Source organism: Prochlorococcus marinus str. MIT 9107 (assembly GCF_000759855.1).
Lineage (GTDB): Bacteria > Cyanobacteriota > Cyanobacteriia > PCC-6307 > Cyanobiaceae > Prochlorococcus_A > Prochlorococcus_A marinus_N.
This window is the reverse complement of sequence record NZ_JNAI01000010.1, coordinates 38,443-56,645: the sequence shown is the minus strand read 5'-3', so window position 1 is coordinate 56,645 and position 18,203 is coordinate 38,443. Positions and strand designations below refer to the sequence as shown.

General features: G+C 32.7%; 21 protein-coding genes and 1 tRNA gene. 11 read left to right on the top strand and 11 right to left on the bottom strand.

The annotated features are described in order from the left end of the window. The first annotated feature begins 4 nt into the window (after positions 1-4). On the top strand, positions 5-442 hold the full coding sequence (locus EU92_RS01370) for a hypothetical protein (protein WP_032514567.1): 438 nt from the start codon (positions 5-7) through the stop codon (positions 440-442). On the opposite strand, the gene EU92_RS01375 is transcribed toward EU92_RS01370, so the two are convergent. The 3 genes from EU92_RS01375 to psbH all read right to left on the bottom strand — a co-directional run bounded on the left by EU92_RS01375 (position 423) and on the right by psbH (position 1,627). Next, positions 423-680, bottom strand: a complete 258-nt coding sequence (locus EU92_RS01375) for a DUF3146 family protein (protein ID WP_032514566.1) — start codon at positions 678-680, stop codon at positions 423-425. The two genes, EU92_RS01370 and EU92_RS01375, sit on opposite strands and share 20 nt — an antisense overlap. Positions 681-683: 3 nt before the next feature. Continuing rightward, entirely contained in the window at positions 684-1,286 is a 603-nt protein-coding gene (gene pth, locus EU92_RS01380; RefSeq protein ID WP_032514565.1) for an aminoacyl-tRNA hydrolase, read from the bottom strand. A gap of 140 nt (positions 1,287-1,426) precedes the next feature. Next, the gene (psbH, locus tag EU92_RS01385; protein WP_032514564.1) at positions 1,427-1,627 is read right to left on the bottom strand and encodes a photosystem II reaction center phosphoprotein PsbH; all 201 of its coding nucleotides are present in this window, start codon (positions 1,625-1,627) and stop codon (positions 1,427-1,429) included. Positions 1,628-1,707: 80 nt separating this feature from the next. Here psbH and psbN point away from each other — a divergent pair, with 80 nt between their 5' ends. From psbN to EU92_RS01400, 3 genes are all read left to right on the top strand, one after another. Then, positions 1,708-1,860 (top strand): photosystem II reaction center protein PsbN, encoded by a 153-nt coding sequence (psbN, locus tag EU92_RS01390; protein WP_032514803.1) that lies wholly within the window; start codon positions 1,708-1,710, stop codon positions 1,858-1,860. A gap of 108 nt (positions 1,861-1,968) precedes the next feature. Further along, positions 1,969-2,097 carry a photosystem II reaction center protein I gene (locus EU92_RS01395; protein ID WP_002805124.1) on the top strand — a complete coding sequence of 43 codons (129 nt, stop codon included), beginning with the start codon at positions 1,969-1,971 and terminating at the stop codon, positions 2,095-2,097. A gap of 17 nt (positions 2,098-2,114) precedes the next feature. Then, entirely contained in the window at positions 2,115-4,121 is a 2,007-nt protein-coding gene (locus EU92_RS01400; RefSeq protein WP_032514563.1) for a DUF3769 domain-containing protein, read from the top strand. Here the strand turns inward: EU92_RS01400 and leuD are convergent, their stop codons facing one another. The 5 genes from leuD to EU92_RS01425 all read right to left on the bottom strand — a co-directional run bounded on the left by leuD (position 4,122) and on the right by EU92_RS01425 (position 8,858). After that, on the bottom strand, positions 4,122-4,745 hold the full coding sequence (gene leuD / locus EU92_RS01405) for a 3-isopropylmalate dehydratase small subunit (RefSeq protein ID WP_032514561.1): 624 nt from the start codon (positions 4,743-4,745) through the stop codon (positions 4,122-4,124). Beyond that, entirely contained in the window at positions 4,745-6,151 is a 1,407-nt protein-coding gene (leuC, locus tag EU92_RS01410) for a 3-isopropylmalate dehydratase large subunit (protein ID WP_032514559.1), read from the bottom strand. Before leuC ends, leuD begins: the two co-directional genes overlap by 1 nt. Before the next feature lie 13 nt (positions 6,152-6,164). Further along, positions 6,165-7,439: a competence/damage-inducible protein A gene (locus EU92_RS01415; RefSeq protein ID WP_032514558.1), complete on the bottom strand. Its 1,275-nt coding sequence runs from the start codon at positions 7,437-7,439 to the stop codon at positions 6,165-6,167. Continuing rightward, entirely contained in the window at positions 7,436-8,707 is a 1,272-nt protein-coding gene (glyA, locus tag EU92_RS01420) for a serine hydroxymethyltransferase (RefSeq protein WP_032514557.1), read from the bottom strand. The genes EU92_RS01415 and glyA overlap by 4 nt, the downstream gene beginning before the upstream one ends. A 77-nt stretch (positions 8,708-8,784) precedes the next feature. Beyond that, positions 8,785-8,858, bottom strand: a tRNA-Arg gene (locus EU92_RS01425). A gap of 90 nt (positions 8,859-8,948) precedes the next feature. On the opposite strand from EU92_RS01425, the gene EU92_RS0109255 reads away from it, so the two are divergent. Together EU92_RS0109255 and EU92_RS01430 are read left to right on the top strand one after the other, a co-directional pair. Beyond that, positions 8,949-9,200 carry a hypothetical protein gene (locus EU92_RS0109255; protein WP_032514556.1) on the top strand — a complete coding sequence of 84 codons (252 nt, stop codon included), beginning with the start codon at positions 8,949-8,951 and terminating at the stop codon, positions 9,198-9,200. Positions 9,201-9,214: 14 nt separating this feature from the next. Beyond that, positions 9,215-9,505, top strand: coding sequence for a DUF3181 family protein (locus EU92_RS01430; RefSeq protein ID WP_032514555.1), 291 nt, complete (start codon positions 9,215-9,217; stop codon positions 9,503-9,505). Here EU92_RS01430 and murJ read toward each other — a convergent pair. Beyond that, positions 9,502-11,085: a murein biosynthesis integral membrane protein MurJ gene (murJ, locus tag EU92_RS01435; protein ID WP_032514553.1), complete on the bottom strand. Its 1,584-nt coding sequence runs from the start codon at positions 11,083-11,085 to the stop codon at positions 9,502-9,504. The two genes, EU92_RS01430 and murJ, sit on opposite strands and share 4 nt — an antisense overlap. Before the next feature lie 71 nt (positions 11,086-11,156). Between murJ and sfsA the strand changes: the two genes are divergently transcribed. From sfsA to EU92_RS01455, 4 genes are all read left to right on the top strand, one after another. Then, positions 11,157-11,897 carry a DNA/RNA nuclease SfsA gene (gene sfsA / locus EU92_RS01440; RefSeq protein WP_032523345.1) on the top strand — a complete coding sequence of 247 codons (741 nt, stop codon included), beginning with the start codon at positions 11,157-11,159 and terminating at the stop codon, positions 11,895-11,897. Positions 11,898-12,076: 179 nt separating this feature from the next. Beyond that, positions 12,077-13,549 carry an ammonium transporter gene (locus EU92_RS01445; RefSeq protein ID WP_032514552.1) on the top strand — a complete coding sequence of 491 codons (1,473 nt, stop codon included), beginning with the start codon at positions 12,077-12,079 and terminating at the stop codon, positions 13,547-13,549. A gap of 90 nt (positions 13,550-13,639) precedes the next feature. Continuing rightward, a complete protein-coding gene (locus EU92_RS01450) occupies positions 13,640-14,836 on the top strand; it encodes a 4-hydroxy-3-methylbut-2-enyl diphosphate reductase (RefSeq protein WP_032514551.1) in 1,197 nt (398 codons plus the stop codon). A gap of 104 nt (positions 14,837-14,940) precedes the next feature. Then, entirely contained in the window at positions 14,941-15,501 is a 561-nt protein-coding gene (locus tag EU92_RS01455; RefSeq protein ID WP_032514549.1) for a DoxX family protein, read from the top strand. Position 15,502: 1 nt separating this feature from the next. Here the strand turns inward: EU92_RS01455 and purH are convergent, their stop codons facing one another. Next, positions 15,503-17,056 (bottom strand): bifunctional phosphoribosylaminoimidazolecarboxamide formyltransferase/IMP cyclohydrolase, encoded by a 1,554-nt coding sequence (gene purH, locus EU92_RS01460; RefSeq protein ID WP_032514548.1) that lies wholly within the window; start codon positions 17,054-17,056, stop codon positions 15,503-15,505. A gap of 33 nt (positions 17,057-17,089) precedes the next feature. Here purH and EU92_RS01465 point away from each other — a divergent pair, with 33 nt between their 5' ends. After that, entirely contained in the window at positions 17,090-17,707 is a 618-nt protein-coding gene (locus EU92_RS01465; protein ID WP_032514547.1) for an alpha/beta hydrolase, read from the top strand. Here the strand turns inward: EU92_RS01465 and EU92_RS01470 are convergent. Beyond that, positions 17,704-18,072, bottom strand: a complete 369-nt coding sequence (locus EU92_RS01470; protein ID WP_032514546.1) for a DUF3155 domain-containing protein — start codon at positions 18,070-18,072, stop codon at positions 17,704-17,706. The genes EU92_RS01465 and EU92_RS01470 overlap by 4 nt on opposite strands. Positions 18,073-18,203 lie beyond the last annotated feature (131 nt).

The window sequence follows — 18,203 nt, the reverse complement described above, 5'->3', positions numbered from 1 at the left end:
TTTTATGTTTAAATATATTTCTATCGATCCTGGTAAATCTAAATGTGGGTTGGTTTTAGCTGAAATAAGTAAAAAAAAAGTTTATAAAGCCATCATTCTTAGCAGTGAATTACTTGAGGACTATGTCAGGAATTTAAATAACGTTGAAGATATATCAAAAATTGTTATTGGTAACGGTACAAGTAGTAAAGAGATCAAAGAAAAACTGAATTTTTTTAAAAAAGAAATAATTACTTTTGAAGAAAAAAATACTACCTATAGAGCCAAAGCAAGATATTTCGAACTTTTTCCAATTAGCGGTTTCAAGTTTTTAATTCCAAGGGAAATCTTTATTCTTAATAAAAATTTAGATGCAATATCAGCTTTGATAATTTTAGAGGATTATTGCAAAATGAAGTTTACTTTGAATCAAAACATAGATTTTAAAACTTGGCTGAAATAGTGAACTTATATTCATTACCTGCCTCTAATTCATAATCTTTTTTTAATAAAAATCTTAATAAGGCATCCTGAATTAATGCTCTTCCCAAAGGAGGATTAACAAATAATAAACCTTTACTAAAAGACCATGTAAAAGTCCATTTAAATTGACTAGCCTCTACAACCCCCTTGATTTCCTGCTTTGAGAAGCAATATTCCTTAACATTTACATTGGCTATTGTTTCTGGTTTTGGTCGCATTTGTTATGTTTGGTCTTTATCAAAAGAATTTAATTCGTTTATTATAAGTTCTTCTTTTTTAGTATTTAATTGTTCGAGGGACTCTATCACCCTCTTATATACTTTATCCAATATTGATTTTTCTTCTAGAGAAATATTGCCTAAGACATGAGAAATAGTATTGAAATTATTTGTTTCTTTAAGAGATGGAGGAGAGCCAATCCCAATTCTTATCCTATTAAAGTCATGAGTTTGCAATTTTTCAATGATGCTCTTAAGCCCATTATGTCCACCTGAGCTGCCTTTTTTTCTAAATCTTATTTTCCCGAGGGGAAGATCTTTATCATCGACTACTATAAAAATCTGATTTAAATTAATTTTGTACCAATCAACTATTGCTCTAACTGCATCACCACTATTATTCATAAATGTATTTGGTAAAAATAACCTGTAAGTGTAATCATTGATTTTGAATTCTGAATAGAAACTTTTTAGTTTATCTTTTGGTGAAAAATTTGAATTGTATTTTTTTGAAAAATTTTTAAGGAGCAAAAACCCTATATTATGTCTACTTTTTGAATATTTTTTACCTGGATTTCCCAATCCAATTAGATATACTTCTTTCATGGTGTATTTCTAGACTCTTTTCATTGAGAGTTATTAATATAAACAAACTATAACTAAGTTAATTAAAACAAAAGTCCAAGAAAAGACTATCTATTAATACTCAGATTAACCAGATAAACTTTTTAGAAACTTTCAGATATTTAGTTCCCGTTCCAATCTACTGAGAAACCTTGTAAGAGTAAGGATTGGTTATAAATTTGTAGAAGAATAACTAAGAAAACCAAAAGTAGTAATCCTATGGCTGTCATCACAGGAGCTGCTCCCCAACCAGGTACAACTTTTCCTTGACCTGAATTGCCAATTGCTTTTAAAAGACTTCCTAAGGCTGTTTTTTGACCCATGTTGAATTCACAAAATCGAATATTATTTCGCTATTGTATAAGAACTTATACATAAATTGTTTACAAACTTAGCAAAATTGATGCAAACTTTATCATCTCCTCCAGATCCTGCCGTTTCCATAGGAGTAACAATTCTGGTAATACTTCTAGCTTTAACTAGTTTTGGCCTTTGGACTGCATTTGGATCTAAAGCTGCCAATCTTGTTGATCCTTGGGATGAACATGATGATTAATCTGCCTTAAAGTATTTCAAAATTTTCCAAAAATACAAAAAGTAAACCTTTTCTCATAAATTAAATATAAATTTAATAAGATATAAATCTGTCAGCACACGTAATTCCATGCTTGCCTTAAAAATTTCTGTTTACACAATTGTCTTTTTCTTTGTAGGAATCTTTCTCTTCGGATTTTTAGCAAGTGATCCAACTAGAACTCCAAATAGAAAAGATTTAGAAAGTCCTCAAGATTAATCTCTTAATTATTTAAATTGATTTTAGGAATATCAAAAAAAGTAATATTTCCTTCTCTTTTATTTATTAATTTTATTCAGCCAGTAAAATCTGCTCATTTCCATGAAATCAATAAAATTGATAGTAATTTAACCAACCAATTAAGTTGGTTAAATAAAAAAACTAAAAATATTTCTTCAAATTCATCAAAACAATCTTTGAAGAATTCAGAGGAATTATCAGATAATGAAATTATTTTAGAGAAAAATTCTGAGTTACCAATACCTGACTTAACTAACAAGCAAGAAGAATTAATAATCCAATCAGATAAACAGTCTGAAATAAATAACGTTATATATGCAGAAGGCAACGTATCTGTTTCATATAAGGGGAAACTTCTTAAAGCTGATTATTTAATTTACGATAAGTTCAATAAAATAATTAGGGCTAAAGAAAATATATCCTTGATATTTGGAGATCAATTTTTTGAAGTTTCACAATTAGAGTACAGTTTTATTAGTCAAAAAGGATATTTATTAGATGTTAAGGGATCTATTAATACAAATAGCTTGATGGATGACTTATCCTCAAATTTCAGCTATTCAGATTTTAAAAAGATAGAAAGTTTACTTGAATTAAATAAAAAGGAAGTTTTAAATACTCCTGGCAAGGTTGAAAATTGGATATTTTTCACAGATAAAATGACTATAGATGATAAAAAATGGAAAACTAAGAAGGCTTTTTTAAGTAATGATTTGCTTGAATTGCAACAAGTTAAATTAGTAATTAATTCATTAGAAGTTTTATCTGAAGCGGAGAAATTACGATTTAAGTCGTCGTTAAATTATTTAATTTTTGAAGAAAAAATATCTATTCCATTTTGGCTTGGAGATAGAAGTTTAAATAAGTCTGGAGAATCCTTTAACTTAGATAACAGATGGAATTTAGGATATGAAAATTTAGATAAGGATGGTTATTTTATTGGCAGAAAATTAAACTCTATAGATATTTCTGATAATTTTGTTCTTGATTTAGAGCCACAATTTTTAATTCAGCGCTCATTAAAAGGTTATACAAAAAGTTTTGTCAAGAAGGGCGAATCCATCACTTCAGATAGGGTTAAAAGAAATACAAGTTTTGAAGATTATTTCGCTCTAAATTCTCAGGTAAAAGGCACAATAAATGATTGGAATTTAGAAATAAATAAGAATTTTAATTCTCTTGATTTTGATAAATTTTCACATGCACTTAGATTTAAAACTGAATTGAGTAAAGAAATTAATTTTTTGGATACAAAATGGAAAAAAAGCTTTTATGGAATTTATAGAGAGAGGGTCTGGAATGGTTCATTGGGTGAGGCAGAAATTTACTCAGGTTATGGTTCACAATTGCAAAAAGAGAATACTTGGATTGTTGATGGAATTAAAAAGACAGAATTTTTATCTTTAGGTTTGGCTAACCTAACAGCAGAGGCTTTAAATACTAAAGATCTGGTAACTAACTTAAAAGGTAATTTGTTTTATTCTATTGACCAGAAATTTCCAATTAGTATTCAAGAGCCTAAAAAGAAATCCATTGATATTTCATATAGGTACATTCCTGAACCAATTACTAAAGGCTTAAGTCTAAATACAAGATTAGAAGCATCATCTTCTTTTTATGAAAATGGTGGGCATCAAGAAAATTTAGGTTTAGGTATAGGCCCAGAATTAATATTTGGTAATTTTAAAAATAAAACTTTTGATTATACTCGTATAAGTTTATTCCCTTTCTATAAACTTGGCAGTGGAGAGAGTGTGTTTAAATTTGATCATAATTATGAGAAATTCACCTTAAATATTTCTTTTGATCAGCAATTATATGGACCAATTATTCTCAAAAGTTTTGGGACTTTAAACTTAACAAATGATTCAAATGATTATGGTGAATTAATAGATTCCAAGATTTCTTTAAATTGGAAGAAAAGATCATATGAATTTGGTATTTTTTATCAACCTCATAATCAATCAGGAGGGATTTCATTTGGTCTCTTTGGATTTAAATAGCTATGTTAAATGAGAATTAAATTTTATATAAGGTAATTGGTTAAATTTATTTTCTATTAAATTTTCATTCTCAAGTAGTGTTGAAGTCGCATCCCATTCTCCTGATAAAAACATTTTTCTTGAGCTTTCTTTAATTTCAAGATTTAAAATTAAATCCTTTGTTTTTGCTAAGGAATTTTTCATATCAATTTCTAAAAATAAAAATTTATTATCGATATAGTTTTGGATCTCTTGTATTAATTTTTTTGAAAGAGTAAAACATGGAATGCCTATCGCAATACAATTACTATAAAAGATGTCGGCGAAACTCTCGCCTATGATTGCTTTTATACCCCATCTCATAAGCGCTTGGGGGGCATGCTCTCGGCTGGAACCACATCCAAAATTGCTATTGACAACTAGTATTGTGGCATCTTTGTTTTCTTCTAGATCGAAAGGATGCCTTCCTTTTAAAGTTTTTCTATCGTCTTCAAAAACAGATTCACCCAATGAATCAAAGTTAACACACTTCAAGAAACGTGCTGGAATTATTCGATCTGTATCAATGTCGTTACCATTCAATGAGATGCATTTCCCGCTTATATGTGAAATTTTTCCAATTGGGGGTGTAAAAACTGATTCCATTAGTTTATAAATTCTCTAACGTCACTGACTCTGCCATTAATTGCAGCAGCAGCAACCATTGCTGGACTCATGAGAAGTGTTCTTCCGCTAGGAGACCCTTGCCTACCCTTGAAATTTCTATTACTAGAACTAGCACTTACTTGATTACCTATTAGCTTATCTGAATTCATTGCTAAACACATTGAGCAGCCAGGCTCTCTCCATTGAAATCCAGAATCCTTAAAAATCTGATCAAGACCTTCTTTTTTTGCCTCAGTTGCCACTTTTTCTGAACCGGGAACTACAAAAGCTTTAACATTCTTAGATACTTTTTTGTTTTTTAATACTTTAGCTGCAACTCTTAAGTCACTGATTCGCCCATTTGTGCAACTGCCTATGAAACAAACGTCTACAGGAGTATCTTTTATTAATTGTCCTGGCTTGAAACTCATATATTCATAAGCCTCTTTAGCAACTAATTTGTCATTTGGGGACAAGTCATCTAAAAGAGGGATTTTTTGATTAATGCTTATACTTTGTCCGGGAGTAATCCCCCATGTTACGGTTGGTTCTACTTTAGATGCATCTAATTTAATTACATCATCATAAATTGAATGTTCATTGCTTTTTAATGATTTCCACCATGTGAGAGCTTTATTCCACTGCTCATTTTTTGGAGCGCATAATTTATTTTTAATGTAACTAAAGGTCTTTTCGTCAGGGTTTATGTAGCCACATCTTGCTCCTCCTTCAATAGACATATTGCATATTGTCATTCTTTCTTCCATTGATAATGTGCTAATCGCAGGGCCTGCGAATTCATATGCGAAACCTACTCCAGCCTTTACACCAAGTTCATTAATGATATGAAGCACTAGATCCTTAGCATAAACCCCATGAGATAATTTATTTTCACACCAAATTTGCCTTACTTTCAATTTGTTCATGGCTATGGTTTGGGTAGCAAGAACATCCCTTACTTGGCTTGTACCTATCCCAAAAGCAATTGAGCCAAAAGCACCATGAGTTGAAGTATGAGAATCTCCACAAGCGATTGTCATTCCTGGCTGAGTTAGCCCTAATTCTGGTGCTACTACATGAACTATTCCTTGATTACCACTACCAATATTAAAAAATCTTATTTTATTTTCTAAGCAATTCTTCTCAAGTGTTTCAATCATCTGTTCAGCGAGATTATCTTTGAAAGGCCTGCTTTGATTATCTGTGGGCACAATATGATCAACAGTAGCAACAGTTCTTTCAGGGAATTTTACTTTTAAGTTTTTGTCTTTTAAAGCTCCAAATGCTTGAGGACTCGTCACTTCATGAATAAGATGCAGACCAATAAATAATTGATCAGATCCTCCAGGAAGTCTTGAAACTTTATGTAAATCCCAAACTTTATCAAATAGGGTATCTTGACTCAATTTGTAAAAATAGTTACTTACTATTCGATAATAGGATTAATCTGAGGCTGTTCAAACAGACATTTACACTTAGTGTTTGAATTTCTATTCTATTTCGGGTTGTATTAAATAGTTTTCTTATATTAGTTATATGATTATTCGGTCCTGTAATTGAGATATAGACAAGTCCAACCGGTTTGTTTTGACTTCCTCCGTTAGGCCCAGCTATTCCACTAATTGCTATTGCCCAATCTGCTCCTAATTTCTCTTTTACATTAATTGCCATGGACTCACAAACTTCTTCAGAAACAGCTCCATATTTTGTAAGCTTCTCTTCAGAAATATTTAATAATGAATTTTTTAGCTCATTGCTATAGGAAATAATACTACCTTGAAAAACTTGAGATGAACCTGATATTGATGTGATTGAAGAAGAGAGCAATCCTCCTGTACAGGATTCGGCAAAAACGATAGTTTCGTTTCTCTTGGCTAATTCTTTTATTAAAACACTAGGAAGAGTATCATGATTTTCTCCAAAAATAAATTTTGAGAACTCTTTTTTTAATTTTTCTTTCACAGGTTTTATTATATTTTTTGCTTCTAGATCATTCTTTGCTCTAGCTGTTATTCTGAGTTTAACTTCCCCTAAGTTTGCATATGGGGCAACAGTCGGGTTTTTAAGATTTAGTAGATCGTTAATTTTTTCTGCAACGCTCGATTCTCCAATGCCTGAAAATTTGAGAGTATTTGAAAAGAAGGAATAACTATTTGAGAATTTGTTTTTAATAAATTCTAATGCAGTCTCTTCCCACATGGTTTTCATTTCACTTGGTACACCGGGGAAAGTAAGAATAGTAAATCCTTTTATAGGTTCCCATATCATTCCTGGGGCAGTGCCCCGAGGGTTATTGATTATTTGGGCATTTTTGGGGAAGAAACATTGTTTCCTTAAACTGGAAGAATTATCCTGCAGCTTTGAATTTGAAAGTTTTTGTTTAATTTCTCCCCATAAGAACTGTCTTTCAAAAAGGGATGCATTGAAAGACTTGGCTATTGCTTCAGTAGTTAAGTCATCTGGAGTGGGACCTAATCCACCTGTTGTAATAAGAAGATTACTTCTTTTAGAAATTTCTTGAACTACTTTTATAATACGATCACAATTATCTCCTACAGTTGATTGTCTAAAGTGATTTAAACCTAATTGTGATAATTGCTCGGAAATCCATTGAGCATTTGTATTTACAATATTTCCTAAAAGGAGCTCTGTCCCAATAGAAAGAATTTCAACCCCCTTGGAATTGGGATTCATTTAATTGATGCTTCAAGTTTACTTTCATAGAGAGGGAAACGATTACATAAGGCTAATACTCTGTCTTTACATTTACCTTCAATTAGTGAATCATTTGGATTAAGTAATCTATCAGCAATTATCTCTCCAACTTCAGCAAAAGCACTTTCATTAAAGCCTCTGGTAGTTAAAGCAGCAGTACCTAACCTTAGCCCACTGGTCACAAAAGGTGATTCAGGATCAAACGGAACAGTATTTTTATTGGCTGTGATATTCACTTCGCTTACTAATAAATCAGCAATTTTCCCAGTCATATTAATACTTCTTAAATCAAGTAAAACGATATGATTATCAGTTCCTCCACTAACAATATCAATACCTCTACTTATTAAAGTTGAAGATAGAACTTTGGCATTTTTTATTACTTGTTGGGAATAATTAACGAAATCGGGTTGTAAAGCTTCTCCAAATGCAACTGCTTTAGCGGCAATAATATGTTCAAGGGGACCACCTTGAGTTCCAGGAAAAACAGATTTATCAAATTTCTTTCCAAATTCTGCATCATTACATAAGATAAGTCCGCCTCTAGGCCCTCTCAATGTTTTATGAGTAGTTGTAGTTACGACATCACAATAAGGTATTGGATTTGGGTGAAGTTTACTTGCTACGAGCCCTGCGATGTGGGCAATATCCGCCATTAAGAATGCACCGACTTCATCTGCAATATTTCTAAATGATTCAAAATCAATTGTTCTTGGATAAGCAGAATATCCGCATATGATTAATTTTGGTTTTGCTTCAAGAGCTATCTCTTTTATTTCATCAAAATTCAACTCACTAGTTTCTTGATTTACACCATAGTGAACTGCATTGAACCACTTACCACTCATATTGACTGGAGATCCATGAGTAAGGTGCCCACCATGAGATAAATCCATTCCCATAATTGTGTCGCCAGGTTTAAGAAGACTTAAGAAAACGGCAGCATTTGCTTGAGCTCCGCTATGAGGTTGAACATTAGCCCAATTTGCATTAAATAATTTTTTCGCTCTTTGAATAGCTAATTCTTCAATTTCATCAACAAATTCACACCCCCCGTAATATCTTTTTTGAGGTAATCCTTCCGCGTATTTATTGGTGAGGACCGAACCTTGAGCCTGCATCACAGCAATTGATGCAAAATTCTCACTTGCTATTAACTCAAGGTGAGTTTCCTGTCTTTTTTTTTCGGAATTAATAAAATTAGATATTACTGGATCACTTTCTTTAAGATTTTGAAGAATATTCATTGAATTTGATGAGTAATATTAATAATATATACGATATTTTTTAGAAAAATATAAAAAAAATATTTCATAATTTAAAACGCGCCTGGAGAGATTCGAACTCCCGACACCCTGATCCGTAGTCAGGTGCTCTAATCCACTGAGCTACAGGCGCATAATATTGTAATATCTCTGTTTCAGGGTCTCTTAGTCAACTAGATTTCGGGTAAAATATCTATTATTAACAATCTCATACTTAAATAATATGCCCATAAAGTGGTACGGAACTGGTGACTTAGAAGAACCCACCTACAAACATTTTTCTCGAATAGTAAATTTTGTGATTCACTGCATGATATTTACTGCTGTCGTAAGTGGTACTTGGCTTTTAAAAGAAATTAAGTATGAATTTGCTTTTTTTAATAATTTTGCAATTTTCTGGTCAATTTTTTTAGCTTTCCACTTACTTTTTGTAATTTTTAAAAAGCCTAAAGATTTAGAAAAACAATCAACTTAAATCAATTTTTATTTATGGACTCTCAGATACGAATAAGTGATCTAGAAAATATTATTTCAGAACAGGTTTTTATAAAAATAGAAAAGTGGAATTTATATCTTGGAGATGCTGGCTTAGCTAGACGTCTTGCCATTGAATGTATTAGCAATAAAAATCAAGGCTCATTAGAGGCTGCAAAAATGAGTTTGAAAGCAATTAATGTCAAAGTTGGGGATGGATTAAACAGTATTCCACTTATTGATTTAATCACTACCTCACAAATTCTTGAATTAGAGGAGATTTTGGAGAGTTTTTTTGATAACTAAATCTTTTTTTGATAAATTTTAAATTTATTTACTTTCAAACATTTTGTAAGTAAAAAATAAATTATAAAGAAAGTGAGAGATCCAAATATTAATAATAAAAATCCCCTAAAATTTGAATCAAAGTTATTTGTAGTTTTGAAAATAGTTAAACAAATTGAGCCATCAATAAAAGATGCTAATGACATTAGAGTAATTTTCTTCAGTAAATCTAATTTAGGCAAATGTATATCTTCATTTCGCAGATTGAAGGAAAGCAAAATAGAAACTATAAAGTTGACTATTACTGAAGATAAAATTATTCCTACAACTCCAAAATTATATGGAGACAGATTACCAAAATTCTTAATTGGAGCACCAATTAAAAACCAATCAAAGAAAATATTAAATATTATCCCTGCGAATGACAACTTAAAAGGGAATTTTGTTTTTTCTATTGAGTAGTAAGTTCTTACTAATAAATCTCGATAAAGATAAAAAGGTATGCCAACTGCATAAGCAATTAATATATTCTTTACTTTTAAAGTCGCTGAATAATCAAAAGCCCCTCTTTGAAAAACTAATTGTACTATTTGGTTATTGAATGTTAAGAAAAATCCAGTTAAAAAAATAGTTGTCAAGAAACAATACTCTATTCCAGAGATTAAATTTTTTTGGAGCCCACTTTTGTCTCTGGAACTTATCAATTTAGAAAATTTTGGAAGTAATGGCAAAATTAAAGAGTTGGATAATATCCCTAATGGCGCTTGAATAAGAAAGTTTCCGTAAGCCAGTCCCGATGCTGCTCCTTCAAAACTGGAAGCAAAAAACATATCAATGAAAACATTTATTTGGCCTAGACCTGATGAGATAGATGCTGGAATAATTAGCTTGAAAATCCTCCTTTCTTCATCTTTAAAAAATTGGAAGGTTGACTTTAATCTCAAGAGGCCAATTGTATTTAGTTCCCAAATTTGAATACCAGCTTGAATAAAAGTTCCTGTTAAAGTTGCAAAAGCTAGCAAACCCGAATAAGTGAGTAAATTTAAAGATGTATTTTCTTGATTGACAATCCAACTAAATAAAATAAAAAAAATTGTAGTGATGCTTGTTATGGCTGGGCTTAAACTTGATAAAAAGAATTTTCCTCTGGCATTTAAGGCGCCAAAGCTTAAACCTATGAAGCCAGATAAAGGGATACAAGGCGTAAGTATTCTTAATTGATAAGTTGCGATAGATTTAGCTTCGTAACTTAAATTAGGGGCTAATAATTCAATTAATAAACTGGAATTAAAGTAAACCAATATAGCTAAACAGAATAATAATATTGAAAGTTTTATACTTACTTGAGTTAGAACTATTCCTCCCTTTCTTTTTGTAAGGGGAGTTAAAACTGCAACTACTGCATTATGCAAAGGACCATTAATTCCACCAATGATTATGAGCAAAAAACCTGGAATTATATACGCATAATTAAAAGCGTCGTATGTTACCCCAACCCCAAAAGCAGCAGCTATAAATATTTGTCTTATACATCCGGCAAATTTACTAAGACTAGTACCAAATGAAATTGAAAAAACATTATTTTTTAAAAATGAATGCATTTGGCTTTATCTGAAATTTTTCAAGAAGTTTAAGTTTCAATTATATTTGATTTTTAACTAACGACATATTTATGAATAATCGGATAATTGAATTTGATCCATTAATTGAGGGAATTTTCCTTAAAAGGTATAAAAGATTTCTCGTAGATATAAAATTAGAGAGTGGAGAGGTAGTAACTGCTCATTGTGCTAATACAGGTCCAATGAAGGGGCTTTTGAACGAGGGAGCAAAAGTAAGGCTAAGTTTCTCTTCTTCTACAAAAAGAAAATTGCCTTTTACTTGGGAACAGATATGTGTTTTAGATGCTAACAATGAGGAGGTTTGGGTTGGTATCAATACCCTTTTTGCAAATAAGTTGATCAAAAGGGTTCTTGAGAAAAACTTGCTTAAGGAAATAATTGGGGAAGTAGAGACAATTAAATCTGAAGTTCCTTATGGAAAAGATAAAAAGAGCAGAATTGATTTTTTTTTAACCCCAAAATCATCAAATCCTGATAATCGAAACATTTACATAGAGGTTAAGAATACGACTTGGATAAAAAAAAATGTAGCTTTATTTCCTGATACAGTAACGAAAAGAGGCCAAAAACATCTTATTGAATTAAAAGAATTAATTCCTGAAAGTAAAAGTGTTCTAATACTTTGTATTACTAGAAAAGATGCTAGTTTCTTTGCCCCTGGAGATGATGCAGATCCCCTCTATGGCAAACTTTTTAGAGAATCTGTAAGTGCGGGAATGATAGTTATCCCATGTTCTTTTGAATTCCACAAAGACCATGTAACATGGAATGAAATTAAACCTTTGAGATAAGTGAGAAATTTGATATTTTAAACTCTAAAAAAATTGATTTTTGAATTTAACAAATAAATTTTTGGTAGTCAACTGTAGAAATGGTAACAACGGATACTAGACACTAATAAGGTTTCTGAGCAAAATTGAATGTGAAAGGAAACAGCTCAAACTGTTTTTTGCAGATCTAATTTTTTTTTATGACCACTGCTTTGCAAACGCCTAAAAGGCGCTCTAGGTCCAAATTACAAGATTCAAGTCTTGCAAATGGACCTATGCTTCTTTTGAGGAGTATTCGAGGATTTAGTTCAAACCGCTCCATGTTGTGGCTTGCAACTGTTCCTCTGGCCTTGTTTGGTTTAGGTATTTTTAATCTTTCAGCACATGCCGCTGATTTCCCTGACCTCAATGCCCAATTCTTAGCCAATAATCTATGGCTACTTATCGCAACGATTTTAGTTATCTTCATGAACGCTGGTTTCGCAATGGTTGAAGCTGGTATGTGCAGGTCTAAAAATGCTGTCAATATTCTTGCCAAAAACCTTTTTGTTTTTGCTCTTGCAGTAACTGCATATTGGTTTGTTGGTTACAAAATTATGTATGGAGACAGCGTATTAGGGGGATGGTTTTACTGGGGTGGATTCTTCTTTGATCCAGAAGTTACAGCCGAAATGGTTACTGATGGTTCATTGGTTCCTACAGTAGACTTCCTTTTCCAATCTGCTTTTGCTGGAACAGCAGCAACTATCGTTTCAGGTCTTGTAGCTGAAAGAGTAAAATTTGGTGAATTTGTAGTATTTGCTTTAGTCCTCACTGCATTTATTTATCCTGTTGCTGGAAGCTGGGAGTGGAATAGCGGATGGTTAAACTCTGTATATGGAGCACCAGAATTTATTGATTTTGCGGGTTCTTCAATTGTCCACTCAGTTGGAGCATGGGCCGGGTTAGTAGGAGCAATGCTTCTTGGGCCAAGAATCGGTAAATTTGTAGATGGACAACCAAAAGCAATGCCTGGACACAATATGGCAATAGCTACATTGGGAGCTCTAATCCTTTGGATAGGTTGGTATGGATTTAATCCTGGTTCACAGCTCGCAATGGATCAATGGGTACCATATGTGGCGGTTACTACTACACTTGCAGCTGCAGGTGGAGGTATAGCTGCGACAATACTTTCGACATTAACTTCAGGTAAACCTGATTTAACAATGATCATAAATGGAATACTTGCAGGTTTAGTAAGTATCACTGCTGGTTGTGGAAACCTAACAATGGTTGGTTCATGGGTAGCAGGATTTATCGGTGGTATTATTGTCGTATTTTCTGTCGCCGCATTAGATGCTGCTGAAATTGATGATCCTGTAGGCGCATTCTCCGTTCACGGTGTTTGCGGTGTATGGGGAACTATTGTTATTGGACTTTGGGGTTATGATATCCAAGGTTCAGGTGCAGCTTTAGGTTTATTTAATGGCGGAGGCATCGGACAATTAGGTATTCAAGCACTTGGAGCAGGGGCTTATGCGATTTGGAGTATTATCACTTGCTGGATTGCTTGGTCTATTATCGGAGGATTATTCGGAGGTATCCGTGTATCTGAAGAGGAAGAGACTCAAGGCCTTGATATAGGAGAGCACGGAATGGAAGCATATCCAGACTTTGCATCTGCTAAATAATCTAACCAAAAATTGATTAAAGAAACCTGACTTATGTCAGGTTTCTTTTTTTTTACAAATAATTATTTAAAATGTTGTAATATCAAAAGCATGGATACTCAAACCGTAAAACACGCAATTCAACATTCTGGTAGATATAACCGCAGAGGTTTTGAGTCGCCAACTAAAAGAGCAAAAGCTTTGGGAGAATCTTACCAGAGCGATTTAATAGCCTCAATAAGAGAGAATAATTTCAGCTTTAAAAAAGGGAGATTACAGATTAAGCTTGCAAAATCTTTTGGATTTTGTTGGGGTGTTGAGAGAGCTGTGGCAATGGCTTACGAAACTAGAAGACACTACCCTAACGAAACCATATGGATGACGAATGAAATTATTCACAATCCTTCAGTTAATAACCATCTAAGTAAGATGAATGTAAAAATAATTTCTGCCAAAAATGGTGTTAAGGATTTTTCACCAGTTTCTTTAGGTGATGTTGTTATACTTCCTGCTTTTGGAGCGACTGTTCAAGAAATGCAATTATTACATGAAAAAGAGTGTCATATAATCGATACAACTTGCCCTTGGGTCTCTAAAGTTTGGCATACAGTTGAAAAACATAAAAAGCATACCTTTACATCTATCATTCACGGTAAATATAAACATGAAGAAACACTTGCCACTAGATCTTTCGCTGGAAATTACTTAGTTGTTTTTGACTTAGATGAAGCAAAATATGTTTCAGACTTTATTGAAGGGAAGGGAGATAAAAATGAGTTTATGAAAAAATTTTCTAAAGCATTTTCTAATGGATTTGACCCGAATATTCATCTTGAAAGAATTGGTGTTGCTAATCAAACAACAATGTTAAAAAGTGAAACAGAGGAAATTGGAAAACTTTTCGAAAATACCATGTTAAGAAAGTATGGCCCTGCGAATATTAATGATCATTTTCTAGCATTTAATACTATATGTGATGCTACAGAAGAGAGACAAGATGCGATGTTTTCTTTAGTAGATGAGGATTTAGATATCCTTGTTGTAATTGGCGGTTTTAATTCTTCAAACACCACCCATCTGCAGGAAATTGCTATCACTAATAATATAGAATCTTTTCATATAGATATTTCAGATAGGATTTCTGTTGAAGATAATTCTATTTTTCACAAACCTCTCGAAGCTGAACTTGTCTTAAAAGAGAATTTTCTTCCTGACGGCGAAATTAACGTAGGAATTACTTCTGGAGCATCTACTCCTGACAAAGTTGTTGCGGATGTTATTGAAAAGTTAATTGATATAGCTTCCTGAATTTGGAATATCATTCATAACTTTGCTTAGTTTTTTTAATTTATTACTCATATATTTCCTAAAGATCTACTTTATTAACTAGAATAATGAAAAATTTATGAAGTATGGAAGACAAAACACAGACAAATTCAGTTCAAACAGCAAGTATGAATAGAACTAAAGCCCCCCAAAAAGTTGAGGTTGTAGTTGCTAATTCATCTTCTGGGTCCGAAGTTAATATTCTAGGAGAATTATCAATTCTTGTTTTACGAATCGGATTTTGTGCTTTGATGATTCATCATGGCCTAGAAAAACTGCAGGATCCTCAGGGTTTTGCCGAGTTTGTAGTTGGTAAGTACTTCCCATTTTTACCAGGTGATCCTGTTATTTGGACTTTTGGAGCAGCCATAACACAATTAGTTTGCCCATTAGGATTGGCTATAGGTATTTTTGCAAGGCTTTCTTCTCTTGGACTATTTTCAACAATGGCATTCGCTGTCTATTTTCATCTTCTAGATACTGGATTAGAAGGCTTTCCTTTAGCAGTAGTTGAAAGTCACAACTATGCTTTCGAACTCTCTTTTATATACGGAGCGATTTCTCTCTACTTTTTATGCGCAGGTCCAGGAAGACTTTCTTTGTTTAGAAAGACTAACAAAATTACATACTATCCAAAATCAAACTAACCTAATGCAAAAAATGTCTTTTATGGGTGAATACCATTGAGATTCCTTTTGAATTACACATATCAATGCTTTCTTGGTCTCTTAAACTTCCACCAGGTTGGATAATAGCTTGTATTCCGTACCGACTTGCAAGTTCTACAGTATCAGCGAATGGAAAAAAACCATCGCTTGCTAAAACAGCTTCATAACATAATCCTTTAGCTGCTTCTAATGCGATTTTTGCAGCACCAACTCTATTCATTTGTCCAGCTCCAATTCCAAAAGTTTTTTGGTCTTTTGCTATCACAATTGCATTTGATTTTACGTGTTTGCAAATTTTCCATGCAAAATCAAGATCTAAGTTCATCTGATTACTTGGATTCTTTTTAGTTACTGAAACCCAACTTTCATTTTTATCTTCACTATCATCAGTTTCTTGAACTAGTAATCCTCCCATTATTGATTTAGAAGAAGTTTGGTTCTTTTTTAAAAGTATATTTTTTGATAACTTTAAAATTCTTAAATTCTTTTTTATTTTTAGAATTTCTAAAGCTTCTTCATCAAAAGATGGAGCGACGACACACTCTAAGAAAATATCTTTCAGGTTATTTGCGGTTTCACTATCTATATTTGAATTAAAAGCAACTATTCCTCCAAATGCACTAATTGAGTCGCATTCCAAAGCATTTAAAAATGCTTGTGAGGCTGAATTGCTGACAGAGGCGCCACAAGGATTATTGTGTTTCAGAATTACAGAAGCGAATGTGTTTGTTGTTGGATAATCTTTTTCTTCATAGCCAAATTCTAAAACTGTTGAAAGCGCTGACTCAAGATCCAATAGATTGTTATAGCTTAACTCTTTACCTTGTAGTTGCTCTGCTGAGTTCCATCCAATATTGCTTAAGCCATACCAATAAGCCTTTTGATGAGGATTCTCTCCATATCTTAAAGTTTTGATTAGTGGATATGACTCAATATATTTGGAAGATTGTAAACCTCTCTCTTTCCTTATCCAATTAGATATTGCAGTGTCATAGTCAGCTGTATGCTGAAAAGCTTCAAAGGCTAATTTTGCTTTATATGATTCTTCTAGAACCCCTTTTTTACTTTCTTCAAGAAATTCTTGATATTGAATAGGATCTACTAAAACGGAAACGTCTTTATGATTTTTAGCCGCAGAACGAATCATTGATGGCCCTCCGATATCAATATTTTCAATAGCATCTTCCCATTTAGATCCCTTCTCAACAGTTTGCTTAAAAGGATATAAATTGACAACTACCAAGTCAATAAGTTCAAGAGAATTCAATTCAATGTCTTTTTTATGTTCCTCATCAGTTCTTTTAGCTAATATTCCTCCATGGATTTTAGGATGTAGAGTTTTAACTCTTCCTCCAAGGATTTCCGGAGAATTAGTAAAATCTGTGACTTTAATAACTGGAATTTTTGCCTCCATAAGATGCCTAGCAGTTCCTCCACTTGATAGAATTTTATAATTAAATTTTTCTACCAATTCTTTACAAAATGGGATTATATTTTTTTTATCAGAGACACTTACTAAGGCTAATGGTGACATTATGAAAAAGTTTAATTACTTAAGAATATAAACATGAAATACGATATCAATCATGAATTTGTCTCGATTAGCTCTCAAACTGCAACTCATCGAATTATTTTGATACATGGTTGGGGAGCTGATGCAGATGACCTTTTAACACTTGGAAAGGAGATTTCAGAAAAAACAAATCTAGATTTTGAGGTAATTTCTTTAAGAGCTCCCGGCTTACATCCAGGTGGTACGGGAAGACAGTGGTATGGATTGTACCCACATGATTGGGGTGAGGCTGAGGTGGAAGTGAATAAACTTATAGATACATTAAAAAAATTTGATTCTGATAAGATTCCACTTAGAAAAACAATTTTGTTGGGTTTTTCACAGGGAGCAGCAATGGCAATTGATGCAGGATTCAAATTAAACTTAGGATTAATTGTTGCTTGCAGTGGTTATCCTCACCCAACCTGGATTCCAGGAGAAAAATGCCCACCATTTATTGCAAGTCATGGCTTATTTGATGATGTGGTGCCTATAGAAGCTTCTAGGATTATTTATGAAAAGGTTAAAAGTAAATCTTCTGAAATTTGTGAATTAATTGAATTTGATGGATTTCATCAAATTGATTCAAATTTAATTGATGTAATAAGTTCAAGGATGGCTAATATTTTTTAAACAAAAGCATATTCGTATTCTTCAATTTCTTCCCAATCATCAGCAGTAAGTTCTAGTCCTTCAAAAATTTTGCTTTCACCAATTCCTTCTACTACATCTTTTAGCGATGGAAACAAAAAATGATTTTCTTCAGCATATTGGGCGCTAAATAAACCTTTTTCACCCCAAAAAAACCTATCTGTGGTGTGTTCATTTCTTCGGACGTTGAAAACTGAAGGCGCAGACAAGGCATTTTCGGCTATGAATCTTCTTGCTGCTGTAACTGGTTTATGTTTGCCAGTTTGGATATGATAAATAGGCACGTGTGCCATGACTCTTTGGCCAGCCAATCTTCTTCTACTAATTCTTTTTCTTTTCTTTGACATTGATTGGTACTCCTGAAATTATTAATGAGATTAGTCTTATTTATTTTTACTAATCTTACTATCTGTGATTTTGAATTCACTTTAATTACATAGAGGACCCATCAACCTCTGATGTAGCTTAAAATATGATC

Bases quoted from the DNA above. Each gene is read 5' to 3' on its own strand.
- EU92_RS01395 (WP_002805124.1), top strand. From the start codon at position 1,969: ATGCTTGCCTTAAAAATTTCTGTTTACACAATTGTCTTTTTCTTTGTA.
- psbN (WP_032514803.1), top strand. From the start codon at position 1,708: ATGCAAACTTTATCATCTCCTCCAGATCCTGCCGTTTCCATAGGAGTA.
- murJ (WP_032514553.1), bottom strand. From the start codon at position 11,085: ATGCATTCATTTTTAAAAAATAATGTTTTTTCAATTTCATTTGGTACT.
- EU92_RS01450 (WP_032514551.1), top strand. From the start codon at position 13,640: ATGGATACTCAAACCGTAAAACACGCAATTCAACATTCTGGTAGATAT.
- EU92_RS01455 (WP_032514549.1), top strand. From the start codon at position 14,941: ATGGAAGACAAAACACAGACAAATTCAGTTCAAACAGCAAGTATGAAT.
- leuD (WP_032514561.1), bottom strand. From the start codon at position 4,745: ATGGAATCAGTTTTTACACCCCCAATTGGAAAAATTTCACATATAAGC.
- EU92_RS01370 (WP_032514567.1), top strand. From the start codon at position 5: ATGTTTAAATATATTTCTATCGATCCTGGTAAATCTAAATGTGGGTTG.
- purH (WP_032514548.1), bottom strand. From the start codon at position 17,056: ATGTCACCATTAGCCTTAGTAAGTGTCTCTGATAAAAAAAATATAATC.
- EU92_RS01470 (WP_032514546.1), bottom strand. From the start codon at position 18,072: ATGTCAAAGAAAAGAAAAAGAATTAGTAGAAGAAGATTGGCTGGCCAA.
- sfsA (WP_032523345.1), top strand. From the start codon at position 11,157: ATGAATAATCGGATAATTGAATTTGATCCATTAATTGAGGGAATTTTC.
- EU92_RS01415 (WP_032514558.1), bottom strand. From the start codon at position 7,439: ATGAATCCCAATTCCAAGGGGGTTGAAATTCTTTCTATTGGGACAGAG.
- EU92_RS01430 (WP_032514555.1), top strand. From the start codon at position 9,215: ATGGACTCTCAGATACGAATAAGTGATCTAGAAAATATTATTTCAGAA.
- pth (WP_032514565.1), bottom strand. From the start codon at position 1,286: ATGAAAGAAGTATATCTAATTGGATTGGGAAATCCAGGTAAAAAATAT.
- EU92_RS01375 (WP_032514566.1), bottom strand. From the start codon at position 680: ATGCGACCAAAACCAGAAACAATAGCCAATGTAAATGTTAAGGAATAT.
- EU92_RS01465 (WP_032514547.1), top strand. From the start codon at position 17,090: ATGAAATACGATATCAATCATGAATTTGTCTCGATTAGCTCTCAAACT.
- EU92_RS01445 (WP_032514552.1), top strand. From the start codon at position 12,077: ATGACCACTGCTTTGCAAACGCCTAAAAGGCGCTCTAGGTCCAAATTA.
- glyA (WP_032514557.1), bottom strand. From the start codon at position 8,707: ATGAATATTCTTCAAAATCTTAAAGAAAGTGATCCAGTAATATCTAAT.
- psbH (WP_032514564.1), bottom strand. From the start codon at position 1,627: ATGGGTCAAAAAACAGCCTTAGGAAGTCTTTTAAAAGCAATTGGCAAT.
- EU92_RS0109255 (WP_032514556.1), top strand. From the start codon at position 8,949: ATGCCCATAAAGTGGTACGGAACTGGTGACTTAGAAGAACCCACCTAC.